This window comes from Rhizobium beringeri (genome assembly GCF_004306515.1).
GTDB classification, from domain to species: domain Bacteria; phylum Pseudomonadota; class Alphaproteobacteria; order Rhizobiales; family Rhizobiaceae; genus Rhizobium; species Rhizobium beringeri.
In genome coordinates, this window is sequence record NZ_SILG01000001.1 from 772,066 (window position 1) to 786,815 (window position 14,750).

A 14,750-nucleotide genomic window follows, 5' to 3' on the forward strand; every position below is an offset into this window, starting at 1 on the left:
CGGGTCGAGGATCGGGGCACCCTCGCTTTTAGTTAAGCCTGTCTGATATCGATGAATTTGCCGCCTGAGGCGCTTCTGCGGCTCCCTGGATCGCCACCAGCGAAGATCCGCAGAGCGTGCTGCCAAAGGCGGTCGAGGCTTTTCATGCCTTGGCGGCAGGACTGCTGGTGCAGCGTTTGTGATCTGCCAAGGGCGAAAGTCGCGCGAAGGGACGTTCACGGTGTAACGGCAAAGGTATTTCCGCGACGGTATGATGCCGGCTTATTCCCTAAGCATAGGCTAGACACCAGCCGGAAGCGCGAACCCAACATCGTTCGGCCGGCACCTCATCATTGCGGTACAGCCGCGTCACCCTCTTGTGCTCCCCGCTCTCGAACGCCGCCGCAAGCGCTTTTTCCGATTCCGCGTCGCGCATTCCTTCACAGGGGAAGATGGCCACCGGCGAAATCCATTGCGCGTGAAATTCCTCACCGCTGCGCGTCACGAGGAACACCGCTCCGCGAAGGTGCATGTTGCTCCAATTGCTGCTGGTAAACCCAAGATCGGTCGTAAGCGGTAGGACAAGCCTTCCGCCATCATTGAGCCGGTCCAACCAGATATCCGCCGGTCGGGTTGCTCCAGCATTACATAGATCACATCGGCTGCATCGAAAGCCACGGAACTGCCATCGCCCGGAACTACGGAAACATTCCGATAGGCAGTGAGATTTGCTTTTGCCCGCGCAGCAAGCTCCGGCTCGAACTCGATCGCCGTCACCTTGCCGGATGCGGCAACGAGTTTCGCCATGATCGCAGAATAGTAGCCGGCACCAGCCCCAACATGCACGATATGCTCGCCTGCTCGCGGCGCAGCCTGCGAAAGCAGGAAGGCATGAAGTGACGGTTGTCCGTTGTTGATGTGGCGCTCAGGGACGATACCAACAATGTCATCCGTGTAGAGGTAAACCGGGTCGGCGGCCGGGGTCGGAACATAGGCTTTTCGCATTCGGAAGATCGGCCACGGACCGTGACCAAGGAAATCTTCTCGCGGCACTTCGGCAAAAGCTGTTTCAACACGCTCATCGACAACTCTCACAGCCGCCGTGATCTGCTTCGCATAAGCTCGACGCACGATCTTCAATTCGTCCGGTGTCATCAGCAGATCAACTCCGATGAATAGTTCCCTGTCAAAAAACCCGAAACCTGCGACACATTTTGCGACTAAAATCTGTGACCTAACAAGTCTTAGGATTTGTGCGGCGAACCATCCTCGTGGAAGGGCAACACCGGTCTACAGTGGCTTTCGGAAGAACACGACGCGCTGTGTCTCCTCAAATCCTAAAGCTGTATGGAGCGCATGGCTGGCTGAATTCTCAAGCCGCGCGTCAGAGCCAAACTCAACACACCCAAGCGACTTTCCCCAATCGGCAACGGCCTTGCAAAGCAATCGTGCGATACCCTTTCGCCTGTCAACGGGCCTGACATAAATCCCTTCGAGGAATAGAACGGGCGAGCTGCTGCATCCATTCACATAATCATGTCGCAAAGTGGCCTCAGCAAACCCGACAGCTTCATTCTCAGCATTTCGAGCGATGAACGCGACGGCTTCTCCACTTGCTGAAAGAAACACCCGGCCCAACTCAGCTCGATGATCTTCGAGCGAGTGATGCGGCCACAGCGCAACGCGAAGCTCCGCCCACGACTCAACATCTTTTATGGTCCCAATCTCGACAATCGATTCCATATTGTGGCTCTCTTTTGTCGCGAAATTCCCGATTAGAGCGACACTCGTTTTCCTGACTTTTGCAACCTCGCAGAATAGACGGTTTTGCGATGCCGGCAGGCAGATTGAATACCCACCTTGCTCCTCGCTCATGGCCGCTCGATCACAAGCAGTTTAGTCTAACAGAGGGTAGCGGTCGATCCATATGCGACCGTGTATTGGAGTCCTACCAGCACCTTCATCGTTTGAGAGAATCGAAGATCGCTCGGGCGTTGGTCGCGACAGCCACCGATTGTTGCATGAAAAGCTCGGCTGTGGTTCTGAATTTGTACGAGATGGCGAGCCGGTCTGATAGCTCCTCTTTGGCCGTGCAGTAGAGCCAAGGTTGGCTGTTGGAACGATAGTCCCGGCATTGGGCGAAATATCCGTCCGGCCGCTGCAGGTAGAAGTCATTTTGGGAGCGATAGGTTCTAAGACCGTCGGAGGCTACAGCGGGCTGGTTCTTCAACATTGCCTCACGTTCGCGTGCCGAGGGATCGAAACCTACGGCCCTGATGGAAACTGTCATTCCGACAGGCTTGTCCGGAATAGCGTCAGTCGGGATCAGGTGACAGGCCATCTCCGCCCAAGGATATTCGGGATGCGGACGCGAGCAAAACGGGCGTTTAAGCTCCATCTCTCTCCGCGAGGGGCTGCCATCCAGCATGAAGACCACTGACTTCAAGGTCGCGTTGCCTCCATCCGCCTCGCCACAGAAGGCGCGTGCATCTGGATTGCTCCAAAGAATGTAATGGTCGTCGTTCATTCCCTCGCCGTAGAGGAAGATACCAGGCGCGATTGGAATCGCGATGTCGACATCAGCGATCCGGGCCGGATGAAGGTTGTCGAGGCATGCGGCAGAGGGCGGCGCATAGCGCGCCTCCCTGGTTTTCTGCTGGGTCCAGGTGACAGCGAAATAACTTCCGAAGCCTAAAATGAAAACGACGGGAAGCACATATACGGCCCGCAGCGCCTGCAATCGGGTCGTGCGGCCGATCAACACAACTCCACTCGCGATGAAACCACTAGCGGCACCAATCATCGCGAAGATCACGAGGATGATCCCCAATGCTGCGCCAGCCCCGTCCGAGGCATTGACACTCGCGTATTCAATTTTGGCCAGAACTGCAGCCACGATCCCAGCCGGAACAAGCAACCACCACCGCCACCAGAAACACAGGGCGAGGAAGCCAATAGCGTAGGCCGGGCCTACGAAACTGAGAAAGTGCCCGAGGTACTGCATGAAGTCGTCGTGTCCCGCCCTGATAACAGCATCTATCACATCAACCTGAAGATGAATTGTGAAAAACTTCGGTTAAATTGCACGCAAGCGGCGTTGCGCCATTACGCCACCGGCCTATTCCGCGAAGGTGAGACCGGGCCCAATTGCGCCAGAAGATGCCCTCACATCCCCACCCTAAACCTTCGGAGGGTTTTCGGCATGCGAGGCAATCCCAGGAGCAGCCGGAAGCCAAGGTTCTCGGCGGACCGTCCCTGCCACAGAGGCATCCACTCGCCCTGATCTGTGATCGACTCCGCAGCGTTGCTGGCCGGAATTGCAAAACCTGCGCCGGCCCCGGATCGGACAGGCACTATCGGTCAGATTCCAGTTCTGCGGCGCAAAACGATCGTGTATCGTTCCAGCGCTGAAAGGGAGACGTCGATTGGGCAAGCTCGACAGCAAGGTGGACGCCGTCTTCGCAGATATGGACGTGCCACAGCACCCCGGCGCGGCGCTGCTCGTCATCGACCGTGACGAGATTGTCTACAGCAAATGTTATGGCCTCGCTGATCTGGAGACCTTGCGGCCGATTACAACCGACACCTCGTTTTATCTGGCCTCGATCTCCAAGCAGTTCACCGCAATGGCCGCCATGTTGCTGTCTGAGCAGGGGAGGTTGAGCTTCGAGGATCGCCTGCCTGTCTATTTCCCGCAGCTTCCCTCATGGAGTGCGGAAATTTCGCTTCGCCACTTGCTGCATCACACTGCCGGTCTGCCCGATTATTTTCAGCTATTCAGCTCCAGCGCGACGGTCTCCGAATGGACCCGTGACATGACGGGCGTTACCAACGCGGCCGTGCTTGACCGGCTCGTGACGGCTGAACCAGATTTCGCTACGGGGGCAAAGCACGCCTACAGCAACACGGGTTACGTGATGCTCTCGATGATCGTCGCGATGGTCTCCGGTCAGTCCTTTGCCGACTTCCTGAAATCCAATATTTTCGACCCGCTCGGCATGGATCATACCGTCGTCTTTGACGCCTCCCATCCTGCGCGCTACAAGCTGGCTCATGGCTATTGGGATGAAAACGCTCGGTTCGAGCGCTGGGATTATCCCCTGCTGACAACGGGCGACGGCGGCATCTTCTCGACGCTCGACGATTTGTTCCTTTGGGACCGAGCTTTGAATGCCGAACGCCTCGTCTCGAAAGCTACAATGGATGAAGCCTTCACCTCCGGTGCAACTCATGACGGGGAGACTGTAGGCTACGGCTTCGGCTGGATGACGGATGTCTCGTCATATTTGACCGAAGCCGAACCCGAACAACTACTCACGCTTGGCGGGGCTGGTCTGCGCTATGTCGCTCATGGTGGAAACTTGGTTGCCTACAACAACTATGTCGTCCGCTTCCTCGATACTCGGCGCACAATCATCGTGATGACCAATCACCGTGGCGTTCCAGGTCCACGCATCCGGGCGCATCAGGTCGGGCAAATCCTCTTCAGCGAATGAGGACTTGCATATCGCCTCTAGAGGTGAAGGCGAGACAGTTTCACCGACGCAAAGAGTCCAGGCAGGGGCGGAACCGTTGCTGCGGCTATCGGTTAATCCTTCGAGGTCGCGGCGTGCCAATCGGACGCGACGGAGATGGTGAACGCACCGGTTTTTCCGATTTCTCGGTGCGGGCGGAAACGCCAGGAGAGCACCTTACCCGTTCGCCGCGATCTCATCCCGCAGAACAGGATTCGCGAGGATCGAACTGCCAACCAGGCCCCACATCGATCACTGTGTTCTGAGCGCGGAAGCCGCCGGCTGCCCATCAAAGGCGGTGGAACACGCGAGCGGCCATGCTCCGTGTGGACCGATCAGAGGAGGAGAAGATGATGAGTAAAAATAATTGGAAGGCCGGGCTTCGCGCGCAGCTGGAGCATCTCGTCGACGACTGCGTTGTGGCCGGGGCCAGGCAGCAGGACGTCTTCGATACGATCATCAAGGAGATCGGCAATCTGCGCGCAGCCCTCGAGCGCGATCCCGACCCTGCGGACGACGACGCTGCCGTCATAGAGGAACCTGCGAATGATTGGCCCGCGGCCGACAAGTGACCTGAATCAGATCGCGAGGGGCACGTGACCTCCTGGGGACGGGGGCTTGTGGAACCAACTGACGCCGCGGAAGGTTATAGTCTTGTCGCTTGGCAATCGGTTTAGCTCGACCTGCGAGACGTGATTGCCCGCGCCGGCCGCTCATCATTCACAAGGGGGAATTGCTATGGAAAGTGCAGGTATCGGCTGGATCGCCGCAATCATCATCGGCGGCATTGCCGGCTGGCTCGCCGAAATGCTGATGAAGAGCAACATGGGCGTGCTGATGAATATCATTCTCGGCATTGTCGGCGCCATCGTCGCCAACTTTATCCTGTCGCTCTTCGGCGTCGTCCTTGGCGGATGGCTGGGTTATCTGATCGCGGGCTTCATCGGAGCCTGCATCCTCATCGCTGTTGCGAGAATGGTCAGACGTACGGCCTGATCAAACAGGAGGCGGCTTCGCAAACCGGCCGCCTTCATCACGTTCCCGGTTAGCGCTCACGCGTGAGGCGGCGGTTGTCCTATGTCAAAGCGCGCCACGCGAATTGCGTCGTGGCGACCAGCCGTGAACTGAATTCAGAGCAGGCGGTCGACACATCGCTCGGGGGACATTGACCGAATACGTTAAAGTTGTACGCTGCCGCTATCTTAAGTAGTGGGAGTAGAGCCATGAAAGTTCATACCACGCTATTTTTTGCCGTTGCGCTGATGTCCACGGCAACCACTGGGTTGGCGCAGCAGTCCGAAACCAACACCGTGCCAGTGACAGTGACCAACTTCCCTCGCGCCGAGACCGACATGTACTTTGGCGGCATGGTCAAAGATGGCGCTTTGGGGAAGTTCACTCATCGCCGCGAACCAGCAAACGTCGACAAGCAAGACGTTATCCGGATGAACCGCGACACGCTTTATTCGCACGGGGTGTTCGATCTCGATGCGGGACCGGTCACAATCACCATGCCGGACGCAGGGAAGCGGTTCATGTCTTTGATGATCATCGATGAGGACCACTACGTGCCCGCTGTCTTCTACGGTGCGGGCACGCATACCCTGACGAAGGAGAGCATCGGTACGCGCTACGTCGTGGCAGCGGTGCGCACGCTGGTCGACCCTGAAGACCACAAAGACCTCGAAGAAGTCCACGTACTTCAAGATGGACTCAAGGCGAGCCAGAAGGACGTCGGCAAATTCGAAGTACCGAACTGGGATCACGCGAGTCAGAAGAAAGTGCGCGACGCACTTCTCATACTCAACACCACTATCTCCGATTTCAACAATGGTTTCGGGGTGAAAGGTGAGGTCGATCCGATCATGCATCTGATCGGCACCGCTTCCGGCTGGGGTGGCAATCCGGACAAGGATGCGACCTACGCTATGGTGACGCCAGCAAAGAACGACGGAACCACCGTCTACAAGCTCAACGTCAAAGACGTACCCGTTGATGGCTTCTGGTCGGTCAGCGTTTACAACGAGGACGGCTACTTCGTAAAAAACCCGCAGAACGCCTATTCGCTTAACAACATTACCGCCAAGAAAGAAGCCGATGGCTCAATCGCCATTCAATTTGGCGGCTGCGATGGCAAAATTCCCAACTGCATCCCCATCATGAAGGGTTGGAACGCTGCCATACGGATGTACCGCCCACGCCCAGAAATTCTAAGCCGAGAATGGAAATTCCCGGAACCTCAGCCGATCAACTGAGGGCGAAAAGCGATGCAGCGCTATAACGTCGTGAAGCTCGCGTCCCTTGCTGTCGCGCTAAGTGTCTGCCTGGCGAACGCGCAGACAAACGAGGCGGCGAGATATCCCAGTGTGAACTACACGGATGCTACGGGTTGGTACGCGATGGGCGGCTTCGACGTCGTCCGGCGTTCACGGATTGACCCAGCGGGAGGAGGTCAGCGCGCCCAGTTTGTCGTAGGCAAAGACTGCGCGTCGGTTGTCGGCGTGGCGCAGCTGGAACCAGTCCAGCGTCTCGGCCCGGAATAGCAGCACCCCGAAGAAGGCCCGTGCATCCGCGTCTGCGATCTTCCCCTCGCTTGCCGGCCGCTCGCCGATTTCGTCGCCCGGCGGCCCGCCCATATAGGTACTACGCGTCGATCGCGGCAGCAGGCTCCAGGCTTCAGTCGCGCACTCGCTTGCCGGTCCATAAAGTTCGGCCGATCCCTGAAGGCGAAGCTGCACTTTCGGCTGCGGGCCATAGCCGAGAATGGTGACCCAGGGATTGGCCGATATTTCCTGCCATTTCGGGCTTCTGACATCCGTATGGATTTCCAGGATGCGTCGCGCCACATCGACGCGCCTCAGCACCACCATGCGGGCTTGCGGCCGGCCGCCGGCGTCGACCGAACACAGGTTCAGGTAGCGGAAGGCCGACTGCGGATCGGCGGCAGCACCTTCCAGCTCGGCCCAGGCCGATGCATCGACCTCTGCGAGGTTCACTGTCTCGCCTCCGCCTCAGCGTTCTTGATCTCGCCGGCCTTGACGTAGTCGCAGCACATCGCTGTTCTCCTTGGCATTGAAAGCGATCCTGTCAGACGGACCGGGTAAGGCCGCCGTCGATCTTGAGGCTCTGGCCGGTGATATAGCCCGCCCCATCGGAAACGAGGAAGGAAATCGTCGCGGCCACTTCGGCGCTGGTGCCGTAGCGCTTCATCGGCACGCTGTCGCGGCGCTCCTCCGTCGGCGGCAGGCTGTCGATCCAGCCCGGCAGCACATTGTTGATGCGGATGCCGTCGCCCGCATAGGTATCGGCGTAAATCTTGGTGTAGGCGGCGAGCCCGGCGCGGAAGACCGCCGAGGTCGGGAACATCGCCGACGGTTCAGCCACCCAGGCGGTGGAGATATTGGCGATTGCGCCCGACTTCTGCGCCTGCATGATCGGCGTGACCAGCCGGACCGAACGGATGACGTTCATCAGATAGACGTCGAGGCCGGTATGCCACTGTTCGTCGGTGATCTCGGTGATCGGCGCACGCGGACCGTGACCTGCGCTGTTGACGAGAGCGTCGATCCGACCCCACTTTTCCATGCATGCGTCGACCAGGCGCTTGAGGTCGTCGTTGGACTGGTTCGAGCCGGTGACGCCGATGCCGCCCAGTTCGGTGGCAAGCGCCTCGCCCTTGCCTGACGAGGACAGGATGGCGATCTTGAAGCCATCGGCCGCCAGCCGCTTCGCGGCTTCCGCACCCATGCCACTGCCGCCAGCCGTAATGATCGCTACCTTTTCTACTGCCATCGTCGCTATCCCTGTTCGATTTTGCACCCATTGCCGGGCTTAGATCCTTCGAATACCATGGGCTTCAAGCGAGAGCGAACCAGTTTTCGTAAAATGTCCCAGTAGAAAAACTATCGAATGTCCATGTCCATCGGCAATCTTCCATCCCTCAACGGCCTGAAGGCCTTCGACGTGGCGGCGCGTCATCTGAACTTCCGGCTCGCGGCCGAAGAGCTCGGCGTCACCCAGGGGGCCGTCGCCCAGCACGTGCGAGGGCTTGAGGCGGAACTCGGAGTGACATTGTTCGAGCGCCTGCCGAAGTCATTGGCGCTGACGGGCGAGGGGCGAAGCTATGTCGCCGACGTCAGGCGCGCCTTCGAACTGCTCGCAAACGCAACGGCGAACCTGAAGCCTCAGCCGGTCAAACTGGTGGTCAGCACGACACCGACCTTCGCCTCGAGATGGTTGATCCCGCGTCTTCCGGATTTCACCTCGAGGCATCCCGATCTCGATCTCCACATCCTGGCGACCGACCGCATTTCCAGCTTCCAGCTCGACGGCGTCGATCTTGCCGTCCGATATGGCAGCCCTCCCTTCGGTCCCGGCCTCGCCGCCGAACTGCTGTTCGAGCAGGAGATCATTGCCATCTGCAATCCGAGCCTCGTCGCCGAGGGAGCCGAGCCTCAGAACGCGGAAGAACTCTCGAACTACACGCTCCTTCACGATGCCCATAATTCCTGGCCCGAATATATCGATCGCTTCCTCGGCGGCGGCGATCCCACGCTGTTTCGGGGCATCAGCTTTTCACAGACATCGCACGCGATCGAAGCTGCAATCGCCGGACAGGGCATCGCCGTGGCGACCCGCGCTTTCGTCTCGACCGACATCGAGGCGGGCAGGCTGAGGCAAGTCTTCGACGGCGCCCTCAGAGCACGGTCGCACTTCTATCTGGTGAAGCCGCGATATCGGAAGTCCGAAGCGGTCGACAAGCTTCAGGACTGGCTGCGGTCAAAGGTGCAGAGCTGATTGTCGGACAGCCATCGCTCAAGGAATGAACCAACTGCGGCAGGATTGCGCCAGGAGCAGTCGTTGGCCGCGCGTGAAGGAATGGATCTGGGGCCGACAGCAGCCGGGCCGCTATGAAATGGAAAGACGCGAATTGCGGACTTTTCCTACGTTAAAAAGTCCGCAATTCCGAGAGTCAGAAGACTGGGCGGGCGTAGACGCGCCTCGTGTTGACTTGAACTGTCGAGTGGTTCCCGCTACGCGTCCGACGCAGCGGGTAGTGAGGCTTGTCCGTCCCCGACTTACGCCCTGGCGGCATTCCGTGCAGCCTCGAATACATCGCGCGCAGACCTCGTACCCGCTACATGCTCCGTACCCTTGACCCCGAGGTCCATCCATCCCGCATTCACGGCCTCGTACATTTCTTCGGCGGGGCCGCTGTGGCCCTTCGGGATGCCGAATTGCTCTAACGCTTCCGCCCACCCTGCACGCGGGATTGCAAAGGCTTTCACTTCGCGATTCAGGACTTCGCCCAATTGCTCCGCGACTTCATCCGCAGTGACCATTGAACCAATCTCGACGATGCGCTGCCCTGACCACGCTGATCCGGTCAAAAGGGTTGCGACCTCTACGCCGATGTCGTTCGTCGCGACCATGGTCGATTTCCGGTTTGTCGGATTGTAGAAGACCGGTAGCGTTCCGCCCTGCGCGACCTGCAAGCCGAAAAGGAAATTTTCGAAGAATCCGCCTGCGCGCACAAATGCGACTGGCAATATCAGGTCGCGAAAACCTTGCTCCAGAAGCGACAAGGCCGTGATTACCCCGTGCCCGGTGGTTCTGTTCGCACCCATTGACGAAAGCGCAACCACTCGCGGCGGCGCTGCCTTAGTGAGCGCTTCGACATAATTTGCAATCACGCCTTTTGCTTCTTTGTAATCGGGCGACGGCGCCCAGGCAGGGGGCAGCATGACAAACGCGCCTTCGACGCCTTTGAGCGCTCGCTCGATGGCTGCCGAATCGTTCCAATCGCCGTCAACCAGTTCCACGCCCTGGTTCGCCCAGTTAACCGCCTTCTCGCGGTCGCGGACCAGCGCGCGCACCTTCTTGCCTTGCGCTAGCAAATGCCTTGCCGTCGCGCCGCCCACGTTTCCCGTGATTCCCATTACTAAAAACATGCGTTTTTTCCTGATGGTGAGGGACAGAGCACTGTCCCGGTTGGTTCAATGAACGAGCGGTAGAATGGCCCGGATGCGGGGATCGCGCAGATAGAGGCCGCCCCAAGTCATCGCGCCCAGAAGCAGCGAAATGATTTCCGGCGGCGACCCCAACTCACCGATGCGGACATGGGCGCAGATCGCGCCTCCCAAAAAGCCCGTCACCAGGATCGCGCCGAGGACGGCGGTGGCCGGGATGGCGTAAAGGATGGCGCAGGCGAGAATGATCGGACCGACGACTTGGGTTAGATCCATCGCGAACCCTGTTTCCTGCAACATGCTCGCGATCTGCGCCGGCGCGAAAAGCTGAATAGTGCCGTCTGCCACCAGAGCGATAACGACAAACGCGCTCATGATCCGGCCGGCCCACAGGGCGCGATGCAAGGTCACTGCTTTAGGCACCTGATGCAGTTTCATGGTTTCGGACACTTTCTCCGGTGGGGAACCTCATTTTCCGGAGCTTACTGTGCCTCGCACATGTGATGAATACTGCCAAAAAGAACGCATTGTTCTTTCAGGATGAAACAATATCAAGGCGTGAAATGCAAAACCTCGAACCCATCCTCATATTCATAACGGTAGCCGAAATGGGGAGCTTCACCCGCGCGGCCGACAGCCTGGGCATCCATAAGGGGCGGGCCTCCACGGCGGTCCGGAAGCTGGAAGAAGATGTCGGTGTCAGGCTCCTGCATCGGACCACGCGCAGCGTGCAGTTGACGGAGGATGGACGCGCATTTCATTCCCGTGCCCGCGATCTGCTTGCTGAAGTCGATGACTTACACTCGATGTTTGCTGGCGACCGCGTGGCACTCCGCGGGCGTTTACGGGTCGATCTTCCGACCGAGGTGGCGCGCACAACGATCGTGCCGGCCTTGCCTGACTTCATGGCGGCTCACCCCGACTTGGAGCTGGAAATGTCGAGTACGGATCGACAAGTCGATCTGGTTCAAGAGGGGTTCGACTGTGTATTGCGGCTTGGACCCATCAGGGACGAAACGCTGGTTGCTCGCCCGCTTGGCCTGTTGCGCATGGTCAACGCTGCGAGTCCGGCTTATCTGGCGCGCTATGGCATCCCTCGATCGCTGGAAGATCTCCAGCGTCAGGAACATCGGACAATTCATTTTTCGACGATGCTGGGCGCAAGACCCTACGGATGGGAATATCCGGACGGCGACAGCTACGCGACGCTTCAGTTGCCAGGTGCGCTGCACGTCAACAGTGCGCAGACCTACGACGCCGCTGCCCTCGCCGGCCTTGGCTTGATTCAGGCGCCACTCTTGGGGATTGGCCAATACTTTAAGAGCGGAGCGCTTGTGGAGATCATGCCCGATTTTCGTCGCCGGGCGCTCCCCGTGTCCCTCATCGTAGCACATCGGAGCAATCTGTCGCGCCGAGTCCGCGCATTCATGAAGTGGATCGAAGATGTGCTGACGCCGTATCTGGAATAGATGGCCGATTTCGGGACGACCCACTTTGCCCGAGAACGGCGAGGAGAAGGCGCAAAACAACCTTATCCTTCGATAACGAAAAAAGTCCGCTTAGGGCCAACGGGGCCGGTGGCCCCTAAGTGCTGATATCCCCGACAAGTCCCATACATCGACCTTCACGGGCGTCGCTTTACCTGCACCAGGACTGGGCGAAGGTCGAAGCGATTGCCGACTGCGCCGACGCACCGCCGATCCTCCGGCTGCCGAGCAGAGCTGAATTCAGAGCAGCCGATCGATACATCGCTCGGACTCCCACTGCCTAAGGAAATTCGCTTCCCGGGCAATCCAACCGACCGTCTCGCTTCCCCATTCTTGTGCCCGGCTGGCGTACTCGCCCATCAGCCAGATGTGGCGAACGATCACAAAGCGGTGGGCTGCTTCGAAGTCGGCTGGCGTTATCGGCCGGACGGCTCGATAGCCACCGACGAAGGCGTCCCACATGGCGGTCGACCTCCGGCCGAAGGATATTTGTGCCCACAAAAACACCGACAAGTCGTAGGCGAGGTATCCCGGACCTCCGTCATCGAAGTCGAAAAAGACGGCTTCGCCGGCGTCGTTGATCCGCGCATTGAAGCCGTGACAGTCGCCATGGCAATAAGTCCAGCTCAAATTGGCGAAGGCTTCAATCGCCTTTGCGGTCCGCGCCGCGATATCTTCAAGTTCGCTGCGGACGTCGGCGTCTTCCACGACGCCGCTATCGCATATGCGGGCGAGGGGCCGATGCAGCAAGTGTTCGAGATCAAGCCGATAGAGCGCTCCGTCCGGCTGGAATGTCTCGGCTGCGTTGTGCAGCAAAGCAAGGGTCTTGCCGTTGGCCCGTGCATCGCCGGCATCCGTCGCATCCGGCTTGCGGCCGTCGATCGCCCGGAAGAGTACTGCCTGACGCGGACCCTCCGGCGCCTGTCCCTCAACGAACAAGCTGCCCTCGCGGGTCGGGATGGGTGCTGCGACCGGAACGCCCGATTGCGAGAAATGCGCCAGGAACGCCGTCTCGGTCCTGACGTCGGCTGGACCACGCGCGCGGCGATGGGAAAGCCGGAACACATAACGCTCGCCGTTGCTTGCAACGGCAAGATACGCATCATTCAAGCCGCGCTGCAGCATCCGGCAGGAAACCGGCCCTGCAAGCGGATAATGCTGATCGATGAACTGTTCGATAGCCGCAACCTGTGGGGTTGAATAAAGCGGATCGAAGTCGAGCATGGGCGCTATACCACCTGGCTTTGCTGGAAGGCTGCTTCCGTGGAGAGGAGACCATAGAGGCGGGCGCGGCGTACGCCCGTACCTTTGCAATGAGCTGCTGATTGGACAGGGTGAATGACGCTACTAATAAAACTATGAGATGAAAAACAAAATGCTGGGTTCGCGATTTTTTCGCGCACAGGCGAACCCCCGTCGGCAGCGGCCATTGGCGGCTATGCTGCTCTATCTCCTTGTTTTCACGCAATTCCCGGCAAAATCGCTTCGCGCTTTGCCTGGGAAAACCGCTTCGCACTTTTCCTGGAATTCCTCTAGGGGCGATCAGTCCGTCTTCGGCTGCCCGGGAAGCTGGCCGTAAGCCGTCAGAATGGCCTTGATCAGGCCCGGGAAGCGTTCGTCCAGCTCGGTGCAGCGCGTTTGATTGCGCATCTCCACACCCTGGCGCTCGCTCATGATCAGCCCGGACTCGCGCAGCACCTTGAAATGGTTGGACAGCGACGACTTTGGAATGACGCGGTCGCCGAGATCGGCAAGCGCAGAGCACGTCCCGCCACCGCCGGCGCCGGCAAGCTTTGCATAAATGGCAACGCGCTCCGGATCGGACAGCGCATAGAGGATCGCCTCGGGCTTGATGTCCTCCAGGGCTGGGTGAAAGAGCGGTCTCATGAATTTTATATAGCGTCCCTTGACATCGAGATCAACAGTTCCGAATTTCTGAACTATGGAACAAGCCTGCCAATCCCGGCGGCTATCCAGATCTGAAGGAACGAGAAATGGCTAAGCTCACAGGAAAGGTCGCTGTCGTAACGGGCGCCTCCAAAGGCATTGGCGCTGCGATTGCCAAGGCCTTCGCAGCAGAGGGTGCGCAAGTGGTGGTCAACTACGCTTCGAGCAAGGCGGGAGCGGACGCCGTGGTTGAGGCGATCGGTGCGGCCGGTGGCAAAGCCATCGCGGTGCAGGGCGATGTTTCGAAGGCCGGTGAGGCACAGGGACTGGTCGATGCTGCGGTCAAGGAGTTCGGCAAGCTCGACGTGCTGGTCAACAACTCAGGCGTCTATGAATTCGCGCCGATCGGTGAGGTGACCGAGGAACAGTATCGTCGCATGTTCGACGTGAATGTTCTCGGTGTTCTCTTGACCAGCCAGGCAGCAGTCAAGCATCTCGGCGAGGGCGGCAGCATCATCAACGTCTCCTCCGTGGTCACCAGTCTGGCGCCGCCAGACTCCGCCGTCTATACCGGGACGAAGGGAGCCGTCGAGGGCATCAACAGCGTGCTTGCCAAGGAACTCGGCCCGCGCAAGATCCGCGTCAACGCCATCCTGCCAGGGATCGTCGAGACCGAGGGCACGCACTCGGCCGGCGTCATCGGCTCGGATTTCGAACAGACCCTGGTCGCCCAGACGCCGCTCGGCCGCATCGGCCAGCCGGATGATATCGCCGGTGTCGCCGTCTTTCTCGCTTCCGACGATGCCCGCTGGCTGACCGGCGAACGCTTGGCCGCTAGCGGCGGTTTTCGCTAGCGCAGGATGATGTGAGGCCGGGTCGGCCTCAAACCTGAATCCTGTTCTGAATTAAACTGC

At 59.2% G+C, this 14,750-nt stretch carries 17 protein-coding genes and 1 pseudogene; 8 read left to right on the plus strand and 10 right to left on the minus strand.

What is annotated here, in order from left to right:
* Nucleotides 1–74: 74 nt before the first annotated feature.
* Nucleotides 75–182: pseudogene (locus ELH03_RS37840) on the plus strand (TetR/AcrR family transcriptional regulator); the annotation flags it as partial.
* Between the two features lie 86 nt (nt 183–268).
* On the opposite strand, the gene ELH03_RS37845 reads toward ELH03_RS37840, so the two are convergent.
* The 4 genes from ELH03_RS37845 to ELH03_RS04000 form a co-directional block, all read right to left on the minus strand.
* On the minus strand, nt 269–484 hold the full coding sequence (locus ELH03_RS37845) for a hypothetical protein (protein ID WP_245511815.1): 216 nt from the start codon (nt 482–484) through the stop codon (nt 269–271).
* Nucleotides 481–1,134, minus strand: coding sequence for a protein-L-isoaspartate O-methyltransferase family protein (locus ELH03_RS03990; protein ID WP_245511817.1), 654 nt, complete (start codon nt 1,132–1,134; stop codon nt 481–483). The genes ELH03_RS37845 and ELH03_RS03990 overlap by 4 nt, the downstream gene beginning before the upstream one ends.
* A gap of 135 nt (nt 1,135–1,269) precedes the next feature.
* Nucleotides 1,270–1,722 (minus strand): aminoglycoside 6'-N-acetyltransferase, encoded by a 453-nt coding sequence (gene aac(6'), locus ELH03_RS03995; protein WP_130766707.1) that lies wholly within the window; start codon nt 1,720–1,722, stop codon nt 1,270–1,272.
* Between the two features lie 217 nt (nt 1,723–1,939).
* Nucleotides 1,940–2,983, minus strand: coding sequence for an MFS transporter (locus tag ELH03_RS04000; protein WP_130766058.1), 1,044 nt, complete (start codon nt 2,981–2,983; stop codon nt 1,940–1,942).
* Between the two features lie 421 nt (nt 2,984–3,404).
* Between ELH03_RS04000 and ELH03_RS04005 the strand changes: the two genes are divergently transcribed.
* The 4 genes from ELH03_RS04005 to ELH03_RS04020 all read left to right on the plus strand — a co-directional run bounded on the left by ELH03_RS04005 (nt 3,405) and on the right by ELH03_RS04020 (nt 6,748).
* Nucleotides 3,405–4,475 carry a serine hydrolase domain-containing protein gene (locus tag ELH03_RS04005; RefSeq protein ID WP_130766059.1) on the plus strand — a complete coding sequence of 357 codons (1,071 nt, stop codon included), beginning with the start codon at nt 3,405–3,407 and terminating at the stop codon, nt 4,473–4,475.
* A 371-nt stretch (nt 4,476–4,846) separates the two neighbouring features.
* Nucleotides 4,847–5,065, plus strand: a complete 219-nt coding sequence (locus ELH03_RS04010) for a hypothetical protein (protein ID WP_128403202.1) — start codon at nt 4,847–4,849, stop codon at nt 5,063–5,065.
* Nucleotides 5,066–5,231: 166 nt separating this feature from the next.
* On the plus strand, nt 5,232–5,489 hold the full coding sequence (locus ELH03_RS04015; RefSeq protein ID WP_128403203.1) for a GlsB/YeaQ/YmgE family stress response membrane protein: 258 nt from the start codon (nt 5,232–5,234) through the stop codon (nt 5,487–5,489).
* Between the two features lie 227 nt (nt 5,490–5,716).
* Nucleotides 5,717–6,748 carry a DUF1254 domain-containing protein gene (locus tag ELH03_RS04020; RefSeq protein WP_130766060.1) on the plus strand — a complete coding sequence of 344 codons (1,032 nt, stop codon included), beginning with the start codon at nt 5,717–5,719 and terminating at the stop codon, nt 6,746–6,748.
* A 171-nt stretch (nt 6,749–6,919) separates the two neighbouring features.
* Here the strand turns inward: ELH03_RS04020 and ELH03_RS04025 are convergent, their stop codons facing one another.
* Both ELH03_RS04025 and ELH03_RS04030 read right to left on the minus strand, forming a co-directional pair.
* The gene (locus tag ELH03_RS04025) at nt 6,920–7,489 is read right to left on the minus strand and encodes a pyridoxamine 5'-phosphate oxidase family protein (protein ID WP_128403205.1); all 570 of its coding nucleotides are present in this window, start codon (nt 7,487–7,489) and stop codon (nt 6,920–6,922) included.
* A gap of 91 nt (nt 7,490–7,580) precedes the next feature.
* Entirely contained in the window at nt 7,581–8,285 is a 705-nt protein-coding gene (locus ELH03_RS04030; protein ID WP_130766061.1) for an SDR family oxidoreductase, read from the minus strand.
* Between the two features lie 117 nt (nt 8,286–8,402).
* Here ELH03_RS04030 and ELH03_RS04035 point away from each other — a divergent pair, with 117 nt between their 5' ends.
* On the plus strand, nt 8,403–9,290 hold the full coding sequence (locus tag ELH03_RS04035; RefSeq protein ID WP_128412280.1) for a LysR substrate-binding domain-containing protein: 888 nt from the start codon (nt 8,403–8,405) through the stop codon (nt 9,288–9,290).
* A 281-nt stretch (nt 9,291–9,571) separates the two neighbouring features.
* Here ELH03_RS04035 and ELH03_RS04040 read toward each other — a convergent pair whose 3' ends face one another.
* Both ELH03_RS04040 and ELH03_RS04045 read right to left on the minus strand, forming a co-directional pair.
* Complete coding sequence (locus tag ELH03_RS04040) at nt 9,572–10,444, minus strand: NmrA family NAD(P)-binding protein (RefSeq protein ID WP_130766062.1); 873 nt, start codon at nt 10,442–10,444, stop codon at nt 9,572–9,574.
* Between the two features lie 45 nt (nt 10,445–10,489).
* Nucleotides 10,490–10,912, minus strand: a complete 423-nt coding sequence (locus ELH03_RS04045) for a DoxX family protein (RefSeq protein ID WP_062944112.1) — start codon at nt 10,910–10,912, stop codon at nt 10,490–10,492.
* 53 nt (nt 10,913–10,965) lie between these two features.
* Between ELH03_RS04045 and ELH03_RS04050 the strand changes: the two genes are divergently transcribed.
* Nucleotides 10,966–11,931 carry a LysR family transcriptional regulator gene (locus ELH03_RS04050; RefSeq protein WP_245504872.1) on the plus strand — a complete coding sequence of 322 codons (966 nt, stop codon included), beginning with the start codon at nt 10,966–10,968 and terminating at the stop codon, nt 11,929–11,931.
* A 258-nt stretch (nt 11,932–12,189) separates the two neighbouring features.
* Here the strand turns inward: ELH03_RS04050 and ELH03_RS04055 are convergent, their stop codons facing one another.
* Both ELH03_RS04055 and ELH03_RS04060 read right to left on the minus strand, forming a co-directional pair.
* Nucleotides 12,190–13,173: a phosphotransferase enzyme family protein gene (locus ELH03_RS04055; RefSeq protein ID WP_130766063.1), complete on the minus strand. Its 984-nt coding sequence runs from the start codon at nt 13,171–13,173 to the stop codon at nt 12,190–12,192.
* 318 nt (nt 13,174–13,491) lie between these two features.
* Entirely contained in the window at nt 13,492–13,836 is a 345-nt protein-coding gene (locus ELH03_RS04060) for an ArsR/SmtB family transcription factor (protein ID WP_130766064.1), read from the minus strand.
* Between the two features lie 107 nt (nt 13,837–13,943).
* On the opposite strand from ELH03_RS04060, the gene ELH03_RS04065 reads away from it, so the two are divergent.
* A complete protein-coding gene (locus ELH03_RS04065; protein WP_130766065.1) occupies nt 13,944–14,690 on the plus strand; it encodes a glucose 1-dehydrogenase in 747 nt (248 codons plus the stop codon).
* Nucleotides 14,691–14,750 lie beyond the last annotated feature (60 nt).